Here is a 15,426-nt window from a genome sequence, read left to right as displayed (position 1 = left end):
CGGCCTCCGTACGGGCGGCGAGGGGCTGGAGCTCACCGGGCGGGCGTCCGCCGTGCCAGCGTGACCAGTTCGCGTTCCAGGCCCCGCCCCCGGTTGCGCACCAGGGCCTCGGCCACGTCGGCGAGCTTGCGGTTGGTGGTCTGGGAGACGCGGCGCAGCAGGGCGAACGCCTCGTCGGCGTCGCAGGCGAGGACGTGCATGACGATGCCGCGGGCCTGGTCCACGACGGGCCGGGTGCGCAGGGCCTCGCCCAGGTGGTCGAGTTCGGTGAGCGCCGCGCGGTAGTGGCGGTCGCGGACGAGTCCGGCGGTGGCGAGGTCGCCGAGGACCTGCGCGGGCCCGCAGCTGGCGTCGGCGAGGGCGCCGGGCCGGAAGCTGAACAGGCTGAGGGTCACGGTCAGTCCGGAGCGCCGGAAGGGCAGGGTGACGCTGGCGCGGACGCCGGAGTCGAGGGCGAGCGCGCGGTATTCGGGCCAGCGGTCGTCGCGCAGCAGGTCCGCGGCGTCCACGGGCGCCCCGCGCTCCTGCGCGGCGGGGATGGGGCCGTCACCGGAGCGCAGCTGGACGGAGACGAGCCCGGCGAGGTCGGGGTGGGTGACGGCGGTGGGCAGTTCCTCGCCGCCGTCGGTGACCGTGGTGCCCGCGCCGCAGCACGCGGTGGTGCAGCGCACGGCCTGTTCGGCGAGTTCGGAGAGCCTGCGCTGCGGCAGCGCTGACTCCGGTCCTTCCGGTCCGACGGGGCGAATAGGCGTCGGCATCGCGCGTACCTCCTCGTACCTCCTCGAATGTGCTCTCTTCCTCCCTGTGCGGCTTCCCTGTGAGGGCTCCGGAAAACGGGTCGGACGGGTACGTTCGACGCATGCCCCAGACGGAGGAGTTCGGTGAGGAACTCGCGGACTTCGTGCGCCGCGTCGCGGAGTTGAAGGCGTCGCGGGCGGTGCCCGCCGGTGACCTCGGCACCCTGCTCGACACGGCGCTGTTCGAACTGGACCACGCGGTGGAGCGGTTGTGGCCGGGCTACGAGCAGCTCGCCGGGGACGGACCCGTGGCGGCGACGGTGTCGGACCGCGACGAACAGCGGTTGCTGCGCACGGTGTTCCAGCGCTTTCCGCTGCCCGTGCTGCTTGTCGACGCCGAGTCCGTGGTGCGGCGGATGAACGTCGCGGCGACGGAGCTGACGGGGGTGCGCGGCGGGTACGCGACGGGGCGCCCGCTGTCGGGGTTCCTGACGCCGTCCGACCGGATCGCGTTCCGCACGCAGGCCGCGGCGGTCGCCCGCGGCGAGGGCGACCGCGGGCTCACGGTCCGGCTCCAGCGCCGCCCGGGGGCGGCGCTGCGGGCGACGCTGACGGCGCTGCGTCCTGGCACCGAGCCCCGCACGGTGCTCCTTGTGGTGCTGCAGCCCGCCGGTGCCGGGGGCCTGGACCCCGCCAAGCACGGGGACCACGGCGTGCGCGGCGGGCACGTCCCGGTGCTCGCCGAGGCGACCCGCCACGCCGAGCTGCTCGAGCTGTCGGACACGGTGACGGCGGCGCTCCTGTCGGCGCCGCCGGGCGCGGTGGACGAGGTCCTGACGCGGGTCGCGGAGGTGCTGCGCGGCCGGTTCGCGGACTGGGTGATCGCCGATGAGGTCGTCGGCGGGCTGCGGCGCGCGGCGGTGCTCGGCCCGCCGGAGGGGCCCCTTGCGGACGTGCTCGCCCAGGACCCGGGCGACTGCCCCCTGGTGGTGGAGACGGTCCGGTGCGGCGCGTCCTCGCTCCAGCTGCGGCCGCAGCCCGCCGACGCCTTCGGCCTTGACGCCTCCGGCGCGCCCGTGCTCGTCCGGGCGCAGGTGACGTCGCTGCTGTGCGTGCCGCTCGCGCCGCGCGCGGACGGCCCGGTCGAGGGCGTGCTGACCCTCTTCCGGACCGGCGCGCGGCTCGCGTTCTCCATGGCGGAGGCGCGGGCCGTGGAGGTGATGGCCCGGCACATCGCCCTGGCTATGCGGCGTCCCGCCTGACCGGGGCGCGGTCGGCGCCGGCCGGGCAGCGGGCCAGGTCGCGGGTGACCTCGTCGCGCAGCCGTCCGCAGCAGCGGCTGATCAGCCGGGAGACGTGCATCTGGGAGATGCCGAGGTGCTCGGCGATGCGGCTCTGGGTCATGTCGCCGAAGAACCGCAGGTAGAGGATGGTCCGCTCGCGCTCGGGCAGCTGCGCGAGGCGCGGTTTGACGGCCTCGCGGTCGACGACGACGTCGAGCGCGGGGTCGGGGCCGCCGAGGGTGTCGCGCAGCGCGTAGCCGTCCTCGCTGCCGGGGAGTTCGGCGTCCAGGGACAGCGCGGTGAAGCTGTCGAGGGCCTCCAGGCCCGCGGCGGCGTCCTCCTCGCTCATCTGGGCGCGCTCGGCGATCTCGGCGATGGTGGGGGCGCGTCCGGACACGGTCTGGGACAGGTCCTGGCAGGCGAAGCGGACGCGGTTGCGCAGGTCCTGGACGCGCCGGGGCACGTGCAGGGTCCACATGTGGTCGCGGAAGTGGCGCTTGATCTCGCCGGTGACGGTGGGCACGGCGTAGCTCTCGAAGGCGTTGCCGCGCTCGGGGTCGTACCGGTCGACGGCCTTGACCAGGCCGAGGGCGGCGACCTGCTGGAGGTCCTCCAGGGACTCGCCGCGGTTGCGGAACCGTCCCGCGAGCCGCTCGGCCATGGGCAGCCAGGCCCGCACGACCTCCTCGCGCAGGGCGTCGCGCTCGGGCCCGTGCGGCAGCTCGCACAGCCTGCGGAAGGCCTCGGCGGTATCGGGGGCGTCGTCGTGCGGATGGCGGCCGCGCCGGGGCCGTTCACGGCGCGCGGGGGCGGCGGAGCACGGCGAGCGGGTGCCTGCGGGGCTCTGGGAACCGGGGTCCTGGGGACGTGCGGTGTCGGATCGCATGGTGCGTCGCAACTCCCTACGGGTGCCTTTGGGGGGGACAGTCACCGTGGGAGTACGCGGGCACACGCCATGACGGGGCACACCCGGGCGAGCGGAACCCGCTCCCACGGACGTGCCTCCGTTCCGAAGCACTGCCCCTCCGCTTGCCCCTCGCGGCGTCTTTCATGCACCTGGGGAGCCAGGGCATGAAAGACGCCGTGCGCGGGTACTGCGGGCGGGGTCACACCGACAGCGCAGGGCGATCGACTAGGGGCGATCGACAAGCGAGGAGGTCTCTTCGACATGGCGGAATACGTAAGGCAGGTCATGACCCCGGGCGTCGTCACCGTCGGCCCGGACGCCTCCCTGGTCGAGGCCGCGCAGCTGATGCGGGCCCAGGGCATCGGGGACGTCCTGGTGGCGAGCGGCGGCCGGGTGCTCGGGGTGCTCACCGACCGGGACATCACACTGCGGGCCGTGGCCGACGGCGCCGACCCGCTCACGGTGAGCGCTCAGGCCGTGTGCACCCCGAACCCGGTGGTCGTCGCGCCCGACGACGACGTGGCGGCGGCCGTCGGCCTGATGCGCGACCACGCGGTGCGCAGGCTGCCCGTGGTCGAGGACGGCCGGCCCGTCGGCATGGTGAGCCTCGGCGACCTGGCGGTCGAGCGGGATCCGGCGTCGGCGCTCGCGGACATCGCCCGCGCGCCCGGCGACGGCGGCCGCGACCCGGCGCCGTGAGGCCCCGGCGCCGTCAGGGGGTGCGGCCCAGGAGACACAGGAGCGCCGTCTGCGCGTCGGCGCCCGGCGGGGGCGCCACGGCCGGGGCGAACAGACCGCTCTTGGCCAGGTCGGCCGCGTACGGGGCGACTTCGCGCGCGGCCAGGGCGACGAGGTCGTCCGGCAGGCGCTCGTCGGAGCCGGTCGCGCGCGCCAGGTCCCAGGCGTGCACCACGAGATCGGTGACCATCTGGGCGCAGTAGTCGCGGGCGGGGCTTTCGCCGTAGCTGAGGTGGACGGTGCGGGTGAGCGCGCCCGGCGCGCGGAACGCGGCGCGGGACGCCTCGGCCGCGGTGTCCCAGGAGGCGAGGGGGTCGGGGCCGAGCTGGTCGCCGTCGAAGGCCTCGCCGACGGAGTCGAGGGTGGCGCCTTCGAGGAGGGGTGGCACCCACAGCTGTTCGGCGGTGAGGTGGTTGACGAGGTCGTGGACCGTCCAGCGCGCGCAGGGCGTCGGGCCGTGCCACTGGTCCGCCCGCACGGCGTGCGCCTTCGCCGTGAAGAGGTCCAGGGCCTGGCCGTGCCGCTCCAGCAGGCCGCGGTCGTCGGTCGCGCTCATGCCGTCTCCCGTTGGTGGCAGTGGCGGCGCCGGAGCGCCGGGTACGCCTTCCGAGTCTGACGGGTCTGACGGGTCGCGTCGCGGTGTGCGCGCGGGCCACGGGGCAGGGGCGGACAGCGGCGGACAGCGGCGGGGAACGGCGCACGGAGGCGGGCCCGACGGCACACGGGGGAAGTGCCGAGGGGGAACGACGGGCCCGCTGTCCGTGAGCCGGCCCGGCTGACGGAGCCCGGGCCGGAAAGCACCGGGGATCCGTCCACGGCCGACGGCCCGGGAGAAGGCTAGTTCTCCCGCGACGCGGCCGGTCCACCCGGCGACAGCGACACGTTAGTCAGGTCCCCGGGCGGCGACGATCCGTTGTGCGCACGGGCTGTCCGCGGAACGCACATGATCACTTGGGCGGCGGCCGCGGCCGTCAGCGCCGCAGCGTCCGCGACGGCAGCTCCCCGAAGCGGGCGCGGTACTGCTCGGCGAAGCGGCCCAGGTGGGTGAAGCCCCAGCGGTGGGCGACGTCGCTCACACAGGTCTCGCCGGGGCCCGCCGCGGTCAGCTCCTCGTGGACCCGCCGCAGCCGCACCTCGCGTACGTACGCCATCGGCGACATGCCCGCGTAGCGGCGGAAGGCCTCCTGGAGCCAGCGCACGCCGACGCGGGCCTCGGCGGCGAGGGAGTCGACGGTGAAGGGGTGCTCGGGGCGCGCCCGCACGGCGTCCATGGCGCGCTTGACGGGGGCGGGGCGAAGGCGCCGCGCGGGGTCGGTGAGCTCGTCGCGGAAGCGGTGGTCGGCGGCGAGCAGCAGGCCGCTCAGGAGCGCCTCCTGCAGGGGCGCGGCGACCAGTTCGTGGGAGAGCAGGCCGCCGTCCTCGCGCAGGTCCTCGACGACGGAGCGCACCAGGCGCGCCCAGCCGCGCCCCGGCTCCCGCTCCGTGTCGAACAGCGGCCCGAAGGTGACGGGGCCGCGCACGGGACTGCCGAGCAGCCGCTCCAGGGTGCCTTCGAGGGCCGCGCGGTCCAGCTTGACGGCGAACAGACGGCAGTCGCCGGACCAGCGGTCGAGGACGGTGTCGCCCACGGGCTGGTAGACCGCGGCGCTGCCGGGCGTCGCGGCCGTGGCGGGCGCGGGGCCCTGCTGCCAGGAGAGGTGTCCGCTCTGCGGGAGGTTGACGTGGTACGCGCCCAGCTCGCCGAAGCGCATGCGGACATCGGCGTCGCAGCTGAGCTCACCGATGGTGAGCGCCCCGAGCTCCCCGATGTCGTACTGGGCGCGGAAGGGGCGCGGCCCCTCGCACACGTCCATGAAGTTGCTGTAGTACGTGGCCGCGATCACCTGCCGGGCCTCGTCCACGTCGCCCGTCCTGAAGGACGTCCTCGTGGGCACCGCGTCTCCAACCGCGCAGCGTACGACGGAGTTTCCTGCGCTGTGACGTACGCTACCGCGCGCGCTCGACCCGCCGCTCGTCCCAGACGGGCTCGGGGGTCTCGCGCACCTGGCCGTCGGCGCCGAAGACGAGGAAGCGGTCGAACGAGCGGGCGAACCAGCGGTCGTGGGTGACCGCGAGGACCGTGCCCTCGTACGCCTCCAGGCCCTCCTGGAGCGCTTCCGCCGACTCCAGGTCCAGGTTGTCGGTGGGCTCGTCGAGCAGCAGGGCCGTCGCGCCCTGGAGTTCGAGGAGGAGGATCTGGAAGCGGGCCTGCTGGCCGCCGGAGAGCTTCTCGAAGCGCTGCTCGGCCTGCGCGGTCAGTTCGTAGCGCCGCAGCCGGGACATCGCCGCGCCCCGGTCCTTGGCGTGCTCGCGCCACAGGATGTCGAGCAGGGTGCGGCCCTCGAGCTCGGGGTGGGCGTGCGTCTGCGCGAAGTGGCCGGGCACGACGCGGGCGCCGAGCTTCCACGCGCCGGTGTGCGCCACCGGGTTGCCGCCGCCCTCGGAGTCCGCCGCGAGCAGGCGCAGGAAGTGCGACTTGCCCGAGCCGTTGGAGCCGAGGACGGCGACGCGCTCGCCGTAGAACACCTCCAGGTCGAAGGGTTTCATCAGGCCCGTGAGCTCGAGCTCCTTGCAGGTCACGGCCCGCACTCCGGTGCGGCCGCCGTGCAGGCGCATGGTGATGTCCTGCTTGCGCGGCGGCTCGGGCGGCGGCCCGGCCTCCTCGAACTTGCGCAGCCGGGTCTTGGCCGCCTGGTAGCGCGAGGCCATCTCGTCGCTGCGCGAGGCGTACTGCTGCATGTCGAGGACGAGCTTCTTGAGCTGCGCGTGCTTCTCGTCCCAGCGGCGGCGCAGCTCCTCGAAGCGGGCGAAGCGCTCTTGGCGCGCTTGGTGGTACGTCGCGAAGCCGCCGCCGTGCACCCAGACGTCCGAGCCGCCGGGGCTCGGCTCCACGCTGACGATGCGGTCGGCGGCGCGGGCGAGGAGCTCCCGGTCGTGGCTGACGAACAGGACCGTCTTGCGGGTTTCCCTGAGGCGCTCCTCCAGCCAGCGCTTGCCGGGGACGTCCAGGTAGTTGTCCGGCTCGTCCAGGAGCAGCACCTCGTCCGTGCCGCGCAGCAGGGCCTCGAGGACCAGGCGCTTCTGCTCGCCGCCGGAGAGGGTGCGCACCTCGCGCCACTGGGCCTTCTCGTAGGGCACGCCGAGGGCCGCCGTGGTGCAGATGTCCCACAGCGTCTCCGCCTCGTAGCCCCGGGCCTCCGCCCAGTCGGAGAGGGACTGCGCGTACTGGAGCTGGGCCGCCTCGTCGTCGACGGTGAGCAGGGCGTGCTCGGCGGCGTCCACCGCCTTCGCGGCCTCGCGGATGCGGGGGTGTGCCACGGCGACGAGGAGGTCGCGCACCGTCGACCCGTCCCGTACGGAGCCCACGAACTGGGGCATGACGCCGAGGCCGCCGCTCACGGTCACCGTGCCGCCGTGGGCCGTCAGCTCACCGGCGATGATCTTCAGAAGCGTGGTCTTCCCGGCGCCGTTCGGCCCCACGAGCGCGGCCGATGTGCCCTCCGCCACCCGGAAGGAGACATCTGCGAGCAGCGCCCGGCCGTCGGGCAGGTAGTACTCGATGTGCGCGGCCTCTAGATGTCCCATGAGGGTGATTGTCCGTGCCCGCGCTCGCGAGCGGCAAACGGTTTATGGCGGTGCGCCCCTGGGCGGCGGCGGTGCCCGGTGTGACCCGAAGCACCCGCCCGTTGCCGTCGGCGCGGCGCGGGTATCCGGGTGCCATGAGTCCTGACGCCGAGTTCCCCCCGCCCTCCGCCCGCGGCCCGAGGGCCACGCTCGCCGCCGTGGACCGCCGGGTCTTCGACGTGGTGGCCACGCGGCACTGGCCCGGGGCCGACCAGGTCCTGCCGCGCCTCAGCCGGGCCGCCAACCACGGCGGCCTGTGGTTCGCCACGGCGGCGGCCCTCGCGGCGACCCGGCGGCCGGGCGCCCGGCGCGCCGCCGTGCGCGGCGCTGCCTCGCTGGCGCTCGCCTCCGCGGCCATCAACACCCTCGGCAAGCGGTCGGTGCGGCGGCCGCGGCCGCTGCTCGACGGCGTGCCGCTGATGCGGCGCCTGAAGCGGCAGCCGGTGACCACGTCGTTCCCCTCGGGGCACGCCGCGTCCGCCGCCGCCTTCGCCACCGGCGTGGCCCTGGAGTCCCGCGGCCTGGGCGCGGCCGTCGCGCCGCTCGCCGGTGCCGTGGGTCTGTCGCGGGTGTACACGGGCGTGCACTTCCCGAGCGACGTGCTCGCGGGCGCGGCCCTCGGCGCGCTCGCCGCGTACGCCGTGCGCGGCCTGGTGCCGACGCGTGCGCAGCTGCCGCCGCCGGGCCGTCCGCGCGCCGAGGCTCCGGCCCTGCCCGGCGGGCGCGGTCTCGTGGTGGTCGTCAACAGCGGCGCCCGCTCCCCCGAGCGGGTCCGCGCGCTGCTCGACGCGCTGCCGCACGCCGAGGCCGTGACCTGCGCTCCGGACGAGGTGGCCGCGGCGCTGGACAAGGCGGCCGCCCGCGCCCGCGTGCTCGGGGTCTGCGGCGGCGACGGCACCGTCAACGCGGCGGCGGCCGCGGCCCTGCGGCACTCCGTCCCGCTCGTGGTGGTGCCCGGCGGCACGCTCAACCACTTCGCGCTCGACGTCGGCGCCGAGGACCCGCGCGAGGTGGCGCGCGCGGTGGAGGCGGGGGACGCGGTCGCGGTGGACGTGGGGCGGTTCAGCGCGGGCCGCGGCGAGGGGTACTTCCTCAACACCTTCAGCCTCGGCGTCTACCCCGAGCTGGTGCGCGAGCGCGCGCGGTGGTCGCCCCGGATCGGGGGCTGGCCCGCCGGGGTGCTCGCCGCGGCCCGGGTGCTGCGCGCGGACCGGCGGCCGCTGCGGGCGGAGTTCCGGGGCACCGAGCGGGCGCTGTGGCTGCTCTTCGCCGGGAACTGCGTGTACCACCGCCTCGGTCTGAACCCCGCGCGCCGGTTCGACCTGGCCGACGGGCTGCTCGACGTGCGCGTCGTGCACGGCGGCCGCAGGCCCGGCGCCCGGCTGCTCGCCGCGGCCCTGACCTCGCCCGTGGAGCGCTCCCCCGTCCAGACGGCGGTCCGGCGCCGGACGCTGCGCGTCGAGGGCCTCGGGCCGGGCACCGCGGTCGCGTACGACGGTGAACTCACGCGCGTGGAGGGCGAGTTGCTGATCGAGAAGCTGCCGGAGGCGCTCACGGTGTATCGGTCGTCGCTGACGTCCTGAGAGGGCGACCAGCGGCGCGAGGGCCTGCACGTCGTCCCGCATCTTGATACGGGGGGTCTCATCATGCGGTCACGCGGCGTACAGTCCGGGACATGGCACAGCACTCCCACCCGGACAGCGCCGACACCACTGACGTCAGCGACGCCACCGACATCAGCGACGTCCGCGACACCGCCGTCTACACGCACGGGCACCACGAGTCGGTCCTGCGGTCCCACACCTGGCGCACCGCCGCCAACTCGGCGGCGTACCTCGTCGGTTCGCTCACGCCGCGCATGCGGGTCCTCGACGTCGGCTGCGGGCCCGGGACCATCACAGCCGACCTGGCGGCGCTGGTCCCCGGCGGGCGCGTGACCGGCGTCGACCGGGCGCCCGGAGTCCTGGAACAGGCACGCGCCACGGCGGCCGAACGCGGGCTCGGCAACGTCGAGTTCGCCGTCGGTGACGTGTACGCGCTCGACTACCCCGACGGCGCCTTCGACGTCGTCCACGCCCACCAGGTGCTCCAGCACCTGGGCGACCCCGTGCGGGCGCTGCGCGAGCTGCGCCGGGTCTGCGCGCCGGGCGGGATCGTCGCCGCCCGCGACAGTGACTACGCCGCCATGACGTGGCACCCGCACACGCCCGGCCTGGACGACTGGCTCGCGCTGTACCGCCGGGTGGCCCGCGCGAACGGGGGTGAGCCGGACGCGGGCCGACGCCTCAAGTCCTGGGCCCTTGAGGCCGGTTTCACGGACGTCACCGCCACCGCGAGCACCTGGTGCTACAGCACGCCCGAGGAGCGGTCCTGGTGGAGCGGCCTGTGGGCGGACCGCACGGTCGCGTCCTCGTACGCCACGCGCGCGACCGAGGGCGGCTTCGCCGACGCGGCGGAGCTGCGGGTCGTCGCGGACGCCTGGCGGGAGTGGGGCCGGGCCGCGGACGGCTGGTTCGCGGTGCTGCACGGCGAGGTCCTCTGCCGGGTGTGAACAGGCCTGATGGGGACACCCGGACGGCAGGAGGTACAGACTATGGTTCCGATTCTTCTGGTCCTGCTGCTCGTCCTGCTGCTCGCCGGTTTCGGCTTCGCGGTGAAGGTGCTGTGGTGGCTCGCCATCGCGGTGCTCATCGTGTGGCTGCTCGGCTTCCTGCTGCGGGGCGCGGGCCCCACCGCTTCCGGCTCATCACCACGCTGGTACCGGTGGTGACTGATAGTCAGCCCCTCGGCAGCAGTGGCCCCAGCGGCCCGAGGTCCAGGTTCAGGTCCTCGGGCCGCAGCCCGAAGTGCTCGCGCAGCTCGGCCATGCGCTCCTCCAGGAGCATCAGCGTCAGGCCGACCCGCTCCTCCTGCTCCTCGGTCAGCTGCCCGGTCTCGAAGCGGCGCAGCGCCTGGCGCTCCATGAGCTGGCGCAGCAGTTCCACGACGGTGAGGACGAGGGCGACCAGGTCGCGCTCCACCGTCTGGGGATCGAACTCCACGGTCGCCCGCCGCCGGTTCGCGCCCCTGTCGGCGCTCGGGTCCGCGCTCGGGTCGGGTCCCGTATCGGCTCCCGTATCGGCTCCCGTATCGGCTCCCGCGTCGGCTCTCATGTCGTCCACGGCGGCTCCCGCGTCGGCCACGGCGCTGGCACCGCCGCGCCGACCGTGCTGATCAGCGCCTTCAGATCGATCCGTACGAGATCCACGTCCGCGATGCGCAGGGTGAGGTCACCGGCGATGACCACACCCCCGGCGAGCAGCCGGTCGAGGAGGTCGACGAGGGCGATCTCGCGCTGCCGGACGCCCGGCGCCACGGCGGTCATGAGCCGTCCCCCGCCCCGGCATCCGTCCCGGCATCCGTCTCCGCCGGGTCGTCCGTGAAGGAGTACGCCGCCCACGGGCCCGTCACCTCGATCCGCAGGCCAGGACCGGTGCCGTTGACGCCGTTGACCGTGCCGATCAGTTCGAGGAACTCCTCCCCCTGCGAACGCGGCACCAGATAGGCGGCGTTGAGGACGTTCTGGCCGGACCCCACGTCCGTGAGCGCGGGGCCCTGCGGCGGGTGCAGCCGGGACGCGGGGGCCCGGCGGTCGAGCGCGGCGTGCAGGCGCCGCGCGAACACCTCGGCCCGCGCGACGCGCTCCTCGCCCTCGGCCCGCCGCCGTCCGCGCTGGCGCAGATAGTCGCGCCCGGACGCGGGCGGGGCCGCCGAGCGCGCGGCGGGCGGCTCCGCGTCGCCGGCGCGGAGCCACACCTTCACCCCCCACTCGACGTGCCCGTCGATCCGGTCCAGGATCCGGCGCAGCCGCTCCGACTCGCTCTCCAGCATGCCGCGTACGCCGCTGTCGTCCCGGAACACCGTCGCGAGCCGCAGCGGCAGCGGGCAGGTGACGGCGGTGAGCGCGCCCACCACGTTCTGGTGGGCGCGCGCGGTCTCGGCCAGCCAGTCCAGGTCCTCCAGGTGCGCGCGCAGCGGCTCGCCCCCGAAGTCCCCGGCGGGCACCAGGCCGACGACCGCCACCAGGCCGTCATGTGCCAGCTGCCGCGGCGGCACGCCCGCGACGCCGGTCAGGTCCGCGTGCAGCGGGCCCCGAAGCGGGCGGCACACGGCGTAGACATAGCGCAGCTCATCGGTCGCGTTCACGGTCACGGTCACCTCCGCGCGCGGGCGCGGACCCGCCGCGCCCCGGCTCCAGTTCCTCCAGACGCTCGAGCCGCTGCCGCAACTCGGCGTTCTCACGGGCGAGTTCGGACCTGCGGGCGCCGCTGGAGAGGGCCGGGTCGTCCTCCCACCAGTCGATGCCCATCTCCTTGGCGCGCTCCACCGAGGCGACGACGAGCCGCAGCTTCACGGTGAGCAGCTCGATGTCGAGCAGGTTGACCCGGATGTCCCCGGCGATGACGACGCCCTTGTCCAGGACGCGTTCGAGGACGTCGGCCAGGTTCGTCCCACCCGTCTGCCCGTACGCCTCGGGCAGACGGCTCGCGGTGGTCATCGACGGCTCCGGGGCTTTTCGTACGCGTCCTCGGCGTCCTCGGCGTCCTCGGCGTCCTCGACACCTTCGTCTTCGTCTTCTTCGTCTTCTTCTTCGTCTTCGTACTCGTCCGCGTACGCGTCGTCGTCCTCGTCGTACACGTCGCCTTCGGTGCCTTCGGTGACCTCAGCGTCCTCGATGTCCTCGGTGTCCTCGGTGTCCTCCGCCGTGGCCGCCCGCAGCGACACATGGCGGGCGAAGTGCTTGAGGTCGAGGCGGGTCCTGCGGCCCTGGGCGCGCCAGAGGTTGCCGGTGCGCTCGAACAGGCCCTTGGGGTAGTACTCCAGGACCAGCAGCACCCGGGTCAGCCGCTCGGCGAGCGGATGGAAGGTGACGACGCCCTTCGTGGTGCCCTTGGCCCCCTCCGAGGTCCACGCGACGCGCTCCTCCTCCACCTGGTCGGTGACGCGCGCCGTCCAGCTCCTGCTGGACCAGAACACCTTGAGCTTCCAGTGCGACTCGGTGTCGCTCACCTCGGTGGCGTCGCGCACGCCCTTGGTGAACGTGGCGAAGTCCTCGTACCGCGTCCACCGCTCGTACACCTCGCGCGCCGGCACGCCGACGTCGACGTACTCCATGATGACGGTCGGCTTCTGCCCGCTCCCGCTCTTGCCGCCCTTGCCGCCCACCCGCTCCAGCGCGCCCTTCAGGGAGCCGGTGACCGCCTCCTTCAGGCGGCTGCCGCCGATCTCCACGGCGCCGCGCAGCGGGCCCTTGCCCGAGGCGATCTTGCGGCCGCCGTCGAGCGCGAGGCGGGCGAGGCCAGGGCTGCGGCCCTCGGCCATGTCGTTGAGCTTCACGGTGGCCCCGCCGAGGCCCCGGCCGACGCCGATCAGGGCGCGCTCGGCCTGCGCCATGAGGTAGGACCGCGCCTCGTCCTTGAGGCGGTCCGCCGCCGGGCCGCGCAGGGCGGCGGACAGGGGGTTCTCGGGGGCGCCGTTCGACGCCGCGTCGCGGATCCTCTCGCGCGTCTCAGTCATCGTCGCCCCCTTGCGATCGGCCGCTCTTCCTCTTCGCCGTGGACCTGGTGGCGGCGGGCCTCTTGGCCGTGGTCCGCTTGGCCGCCGTCCTCTTGGCCGCGGTCCTGCCGCCGCCCGCGGCCCTGCCGCCCGTGGTCCGCTTGGCCGCGCTCCGGCGGCCCTTCTGGGACCCGGAGCCCTTCCGCGCGGTGTCCTGGTCCGGCTCCTCGTCCCGGTCCGGCTCCTCGTCGCGAGGCGGCTCCCCGTCCCGGTCCGGTTCCTCCTCCGCCTCGGAACCGCCGACGGCGAGCCGGTCGCGTACGTCGAGGGTGCGGTCGTGCAGGCGGTCGGCGAGGGAGTCGATGCGGCGCTCGACCAGGGACCCGGTGGCCGCCTTGCCGACGCCCCGCAGGTCCTCCTTCAGCTGGTCGCCGATCTCCTTGAACTGCGGGTTGTTCTCCAGCCGCGCCGTCACCGCGCGGCCGAGGGAGGCCGGGCTGAGCTTCAGCCGTTTGCCCGCGACCATCGTGCCGAGCGCGAAGGCCAGCTTGGCCTTCTTGGTGCGCCCGAGGACGTACCCCGCGCCCACACCGAGGGCCACTGCCGTGCGTGTCATCATGTCGCCGTCCTGTTCTCCGCTGGTGTGCCGCCCTGGCCGCCGTGGCCGAGCCGCGCGAGGAGCTCGTCCTCGCGGCGGTCGAACTCCTCCTCGCCGATCTCACCGGCGTCGAGCCGCTCGGCGAGCGCGGCGAGTTCGGCGTGGACGGCCGAGGGGTCGTAGTACTGCCGCTCCGCCTCCGCGACCACCTGCCGGAGCACCCACAGGGTGCCCCGGGCGGGCGCCGCGGGCAGCGCGAGCAGTTCGCCGATGAGGCCCATGCGCGAGCGTCACCGCGCCCGGGCCGCGCCCTCGGCGCGCTCGGCGGCCGGGGCGGCGGGGTCGACGAAGCTGTACGGGGGCAGCGGCCCGTTCACCCGCACCTCCAAGTGCGGCTGCTCCTTGCGCAGTTCCTCGACGGCGGCGACGAAGGCCTCCGCCCCGGCGCGGCTCACCAGGAACGACAGGTTCGCCAGCCAGCCGGTGCCGCCGGGCCCCGCGCTGACCGCGTCGGCGCACGGCTCCAGGGCGCGGCGCACATCGGCGGCGTCGAGGGCCTCGCGCGCCTGCACGGCGGCGGTGAGGCGCTCGCCCAGCTGGAGCTTCTGCTCGTAACTCCCGCCTCCTGCGGCGCGGTTGGCCTCAGCGAGGGTGCGCAGTTCGCGGTCCTCGGAGAGCACCCGGTGCAGGACGCCCTGCTCGTCGTGGGAGGCCTTCACGTTGTACTCGGCCTTGCCCTCCAGGGCGCGCAGACGCTCCTCGTAGTGGCCCGCGAGCTCCTCCAGGACGGCGAGGACGGCCGCGTCGTCCTCGGCGAGGCTGCCGAAGCGCATCGGCAGGACCGGGCCGCCCGCGCCCGCCTCGTCCAGGACGCTCTGGTGGGCGAGCAGGTCGCGGCGCTTGGGGCGCAGGTCCTCGGGGCTGTCGCTGACGAGCGCGGCGAGCGCGCCCTGCCGCAGGACCCGCACGGTCCTGGCGGGGGCGCCGATGCCGCCCATGCCCTCCGGCAGCGCCGGGTGGCCGGTGCCCGCGATTCCGTAGATGTACGTGGTCACTGCTCTTCCTCCTTCCTGGAGCGGGTCGTCGAGCGGCGGGGCCGCCGGGCGGGCTCCTCCTCGCGGCTCTCGTCCCGCGCCTGGCGGAACGCGTCGGACACGGTCTGGGCGGCGCCGGAGAGGGCGCCCTTGGACTTGCCGCGCGCGCCGGACTCGGTGATCTCGCCGACGAGGTCGGGCACTCCGGGGCTCTTGCGCGGGCCCGCCTCCAGGTCGAGGCGGTTGCAGGCCTCGGCGAAGCGCAGATAGGTGTCGACGCTGGCGATGACGACGCGCACGTCGACCTTGAGGATCTCGATGCCGACGAGCGAGACGCGCACGAACGCGTCGATCACGAGCCCTCGGTCCAGGATGAGTTCGATGACGTCGTACAGGCCACTGGTGCCGCCTGCGCCGCCGCTTTGCTGAGCTGGGACGACGGTCATATCGACCGGTCCTCCTTAAGCGTCTTGAACGAAAGGTTCATTAGGGGGTGTTGGTGGTGTCGCGGGTGTCGCGGGTGTCGCGGGTGTCCGTGGCCGCCCCGGTCAGCCGCCCTGGCGGTGCGGGTCGGCGCGGCCGCGCTCGTAGCGGCGCACCCTGCGGTACGCGGTCAGCTCGCCGCCCGGGTCCAGGCTCACGGCGTACGTCGCGAGCAGGCTCATGGTGTCCGGGACCCGGGCGAGCTCCAGGACCTCGACCTCAAGCTCCCACCCGGCGTCGGTGTGCTCGAACGAGGAGACCGACTCGGCGGTGAGGCCGGTGAGTTCCGCGAGCTGCTCCCGCGCGTGGCGCAGCACCGCGAGCGGGCCAGGCGGCCCGCCGGACTGGCTGGACTGGCTGGACTCGGACTGGGTGGTCGTGTTGTTCGACTTGCGTGACGTAGGGGTCATGGCCACCTCCTGGGCCGAGTGACCGGGTGCGGCCGTGG

Annotated in this window: 20 protein-coding genes; 5 read left to right on the top strand and 15 right to left on the bottom strand. The window is 74.6% G+C overall.

The window, feature by feature from the left end; all coding sequences use genetic code 11:
* Positions 1–32: 32 nt before the first annotated feature.
* Positions 33–758: an ANTAR domain-containing response regulator gene (locus tag AC07A4_RS17105; protein ID WP_478598841.1), complete on the bottom strand. Its 726-nt coding sequence runs from the start codon at positions 756–758 to the stop codon at positions 33–35.
* Positions 759–859: 101 nt separating this feature from the next.
* On the opposite strand from AC07A4_RS17105, the gene AC07A4_RS17100 reads away from it, so the two are divergent.
* On the top strand, positions 860–1,999 hold the full coding sequence (locus AC07A4_RS17100) for a PAS domain-containing protein (protein ID WP_478598839.1): 1,140 nt from the start codon (positions 860–862) through the stop codon (positions 1,997–1,999).
* Here the strand turns inward: AC07A4_RS17100 and AC07A4_RS17095 are convergent.
* Positions 1,980–2,906 (bottom strand): RNA polymerase sigma factor SigF, encoded by a 927-nt coding sequence (locus tag AC07A4_RS17095; RefSeq protein WP_478598837.1) that lies wholly within the window; start codon positions 2,904–2,906, stop codon positions 1,980–1,982. The two genes, AC07A4_RS17100 and AC07A4_RS17095, sit on opposite strands and share 20 nt — an antisense overlap.
* Before the next feature lie 282 nt (positions 2,907–3,188).
* Here AC07A4_RS17095 and AC07A4_RS17090 point away from each other — a divergent pair, with 282 nt between their 5' ends.
* The gene (locus AC07A4_RS17090; protein ID WP_478598835.1) at positions 3,189–3,626 is read left to right on the top strand and encodes a CBS domain-containing protein; all 438 of its coding nucleotides are present in this window, start codon (positions 3,189–3,191) and stop codon (positions 3,624–3,626) included.
* A gap of 13 nt (positions 3,627–3,639) precedes the next feature.
* On the opposite strand, the gene AC07A4_RS17085 is transcribed toward AC07A4_RS17090, so the two are convergent.
* From AC07A4_RS17085 to AC07A4_RS17075, 3 genes are all read right to left on the bottom strand, one after another.
* On the bottom strand, positions 3,640–4,221 hold the full coding sequence (locus AC07A4_RS17085) for a TIGR03086 family metal-binding protein (RefSeq protein ID WP_478598833.1): 582 nt from the start codon (positions 4,219–4,221) through the stop codon (positions 3,640–3,642).
* A gap of 415 nt (positions 4,222–4,636) precedes the next feature.
* Positions 4,637–5,599, bottom strand: coding sequence for an AraC family transcriptional regulator (locus AC07A4_RS17080; protein ID WP_478598831.1), 963 nt, complete (start codon positions 5,597–5,599; stop codon positions 4,637–4,639).
* 52 nt (positions 5,600–5,651) lie between these two features.
* Positions 5,652–7,289, bottom strand: coding sequence for an ABC-F family ATP-binding cassette domain-containing protein (locus tag AC07A4_RS17075; protein ID WP_478598829.1), 1,638 nt, complete (start codon positions 7,287–7,289; stop codon positions 5,652–5,654).
* Between the two features lie 134 nt (positions 7,290–7,423).
* Here AC07A4_RS17075 and AC07A4_RS17070 point away from each other — a divergent pair, with 134 nt between their 5' ends.
* The 3 genes from AC07A4_RS17070 (at position 7,424) to AC07A4_RS17060 (ending at position 10,098) form a co-directional block, all read left to right on the top strand.
* On the top strand, positions 7,424–8,911 hold the full coding sequence (locus tag AC07A4_RS17070) for a phosphatase PAP2 family protein (protein WP_478598827.1): 1,488 nt from the start codon (positions 7,424–7,426) through the stop codon (positions 8,909–8,911).
* 152 nt (positions 8,912–9,063) lie between these two features.
* Positions 9,064–9,879 (top strand): methyltransferase domain-containing protein, encoded by an 816-nt coding sequence (locus AC07A4_RS17065; RefSeq protein ID WP_478598972.1) that lies wholly within the window; start codon positions 9,064–9,066, stop codon positions 9,877–9,879.
* 42 nt (positions 9,880–9,921) lie between these two features.
* On the top strand, positions 9,922–10,098 hold the full coding sequence (locus tag AC07A4_RS17060; protein ID WP_478598825.1) for a hydrophobic protein: 177 nt from the start codon (positions 9,922–9,924) through the stop codon (positions 10,096–10,098).
* A 7-nt stretch (positions 10,099–10,105) separates the two neighbouring features.
* Here the strand turns inward: AC07A4_RS17060 and AC07A4_RS17055 are convergent, their stop codons facing one another.
* The 10 genes from AC07A4_RS17055 to AC07A4_RS17010 all read right to left on the bottom strand — a co-directional run bounded on the left by AC07A4_RS17055 (position 10,106) and on the right by AC07A4_RS17010 (position 15,388).
* Positions 10,106–10,480, bottom strand: a complete 375-nt coding sequence (locus tag AC07A4_RS17055) for a gas vesicle protein K (protein ID WP_478598970.1) — start codon at positions 10,478–10,480, stop codon at positions 10,106–10,108.
* A complete protein-coding gene (locus tag AC07A4_RS17050) occupies positions 10,477–10,692 on the bottom strand; it encodes a gas vesicle protein (RefSeq protein ID WP_478598824.1) in 216 nt (71 codons plus the stop codon). The genes AC07A4_RS17055 and AC07A4_RS17050 overlap by 4 nt, the downstream gene beginning before the upstream one ends.
* The gene (locus tag AC07A4_RS17045) at positions 10,689–11,513 is read right to left on the bottom strand and encodes a GvpL/GvpF family gas vesicle protein (RefSeq protein WP_478598821.1); all 825 of its coding nucleotides are present in this window, start codon (positions 11,511–11,513) and stop codon (positions 10,689–10,691) included. The genes AC07A4_RS17050 and AC07A4_RS17045 overlap by 4 nt, the downstream gene beginning before the upstream one ends.
* Positions 11,497–11,865, bottom strand: a complete 369-nt coding sequence (locus AC07A4_RS17040; protein ID WP_478598818.1) for a gas vesicle protein — start codon at positions 11,863–11,865, stop codon at positions 11,497–11,499. The genes AC07A4_RS17045 and AC07A4_RS17040 overlap by 17 nt, the downstream gene beginning before the upstream one ends.
* Positions 11,862–12,884: an SRPBCC family protein gene (locus AC07A4_RS17035; protein WP_478598816.1), complete on the bottom strand. Its 1,023-nt coding sequence runs from the start codon at positions 12,882–12,884 to the stop codon at positions 11,862–11,864. The genes AC07A4_RS17040 and AC07A4_RS17035 overlap by 4 nt, the downstream gene beginning before the upstream one ends.
* Entirely contained in the window at positions 12,877–13,482 is a 606-nt protein-coding gene (locus AC07A4_RS17030; protein WP_478598814.1) for a DNA primase, read from the bottom strand. Before AC07A4_RS17030 ends, AC07A4_RS17035 begins: the two co-directional genes overlap by 8 nt.
* Positions 13,479–13,742, bottom strand: coding sequence for a gas vesicle protein GvpG (locus tag AC07A4_RS17025; protein WP_478598812.1), 264 nt, complete (start codon positions 13,740–13,742; stop codon positions 13,479–13,481). The genes AC07A4_RS17030 and AC07A4_RS17025 overlap by 4 nt, the downstream gene beginning before the upstream one ends.
* Before the next feature lie 9 nt (positions 13,743–13,751).
* On the bottom strand, positions 13,752–14,516 hold the full coding sequence (locus tag AC07A4_RS17020) for a GvpL/GvpF family gas vesicle protein (RefSeq protein WP_478598810.1): 765 nt from the start codon (positions 14,514–14,516) through the stop codon (positions 13,752–13,754).
* Entirely contained in the window at positions 14,513–14,941 is a 429-nt protein-coding gene (locus AC07A4_RS17015) for a gas vesicle structural protein GvpA (protein ID WP_478598807.1), read from the bottom strand. The genes AC07A4_RS17020 and AC07A4_RS17015 overlap by 4 nt, the downstream gene beginning before the upstream one ends.
* Before the next feature lie 102 nt (positions 14,942–15,043).
* Positions 15,044–15,388 carry a gas vesicle protein GvpO gene (locus tag AC07A4_RS17010; protein WP_478598804.1) on the bottom strand — a complete coding sequence of 115 codons (345 nt, stop codon included), beginning with the start codon at positions 15,386–15,388 and terminating at the stop codon, positions 15,044–15,046.
* Positions 15,389–15,426: the final 38 nt, after the last annotated feature.

It is taken from the genome of Streptomyces sp. NPDC043996 (assembly GCF_056435225.1).
This window is presented reverse-complemented; position numbering and strand designations above follow the sequence as displayed.

What these genes read in the sequence shown, in the direction of transcription:
- AC07A4_RS17040 (WP_478598818.1), bottom strand. Translation starts at nt 11,865, where the DNA reads ATGACCACCGCGAGCCGTCTGCCCGAGGCGTACGGGCAGACGGGTGGG.
- AC07A4_RS17095 (WP_478598837.1), bottom strand. Translation starts at nt 2,906, where the DNA reads ATGCGATCCGACACCGCACGTCCCCAGGACCCCGGTTCCCAGAGCCCC.
- AC07A4_RS17050 (WP_478598824.1), bottom strand. Translation starts at nt 10,692, where the DNA reads ATGACCGCCGTGGCGCCGGGCGTCCGGCAGCGCGAGATCGCCCTCGTC.
- AC07A4_RS17025 (WP_478598812.1), bottom strand. Translation starts at nt 13,742, where the DNA reads ATGGGCCTCATCGGCGAACTGCTCGCGCTGCCCGCGGCGCCCGCCCGG.
- AC07A4_RS17070 (WP_478598827.1), top strand. Translation starts at nt 7,424, where the DNA reads ATGAGTCCTGACGCCGAGTTCCCCCCGCCCTCCGCCCGCGGCCCGAGG.
- AC07A4_RS17085 (WP_478598833.1), bottom strand. Translation starts at nt 4,221, where the DNA reads ATGAGCGCGACCGACGACCGCGGCCTGCTGGAGCGGCACGGCCAGGCC.
- AC07A4_RS17060 (WP_478598825.1), top strand. Translation starts at nt 9,922, where the DNA reads ATGGTTCCGATTCTTCTGGTCCTGCTGCTCGTCCTGCTGCTCGCCGGT.
- AC07A4_RS17015 (WP_478598807.1), bottom strand. Translation starts at nt 14,941, where the DNA reads ATGACCGTCGTCCCAGCTCAGCAAAGCGGCGGCGCAGGCGGCACCAGT.
- AC07A4_RS17010 (WP_478598804.1), bottom strand. Translation starts at nt 15,388, where the DNA reads ATGACCCCTACGTCACGCAAGTCGAACAACACGACCACCCAGTCCGAG.
- AC07A4_RS17035 (WP_478598816.1), bottom strand. Translation starts at nt 12,884, where the DNA reads ATGACTGAGACGCGCGAGAGGATCCGCGACGCGGCGTCGAACGGCGCC.
- AC07A4_RS17090 (WP_478598835.1), top strand. Translation starts at nt 3,189, where the DNA reads ATGGCGGAATACGTAAGGCAGGTCATGACCCCGGGCGTCGTCACCGTC.
- AC07A4_RS17100 (WP_478598839.1), top strand. Translation starts at nt 860, where the DNA reads ATGCCCCAGACGGAGGAGTTCGGTGAGGAACTCGCGGACTTCGTGCGC.
- AC07A4_RS17075 (WP_478598829.1), bottom strand. Translation starts at nt 7,289, where the DNA reads ATGGGACATCTAGAGGCCGCGCACATCGAGTACTACCTGCCCGACGGC.
- AC07A4_RS17105 (WP_478598841.1), bottom strand. Translation starts at nt 758, where the DNA reads ATGCCGACGCCTATTCGCCCCGTCGGACCGGAAGGACCGGAGTCAGCG.
- AC07A4_RS17055 (WP_478598970.1), bottom strand. Translation starts at nt 10,480, where the DNA reads ATGAGAGCCGACGCGGGAGCCGATACGGGAGCCGATACGGGAGCCGAT.
- AC07A4_RS17030 (WP_478598814.1), bottom strand. Translation starts at nt 13,482, where the DNA reads ATGATGACACGCACGGCAGTGGCCCTCGGTGTGGGCGCGGGGTACGTC.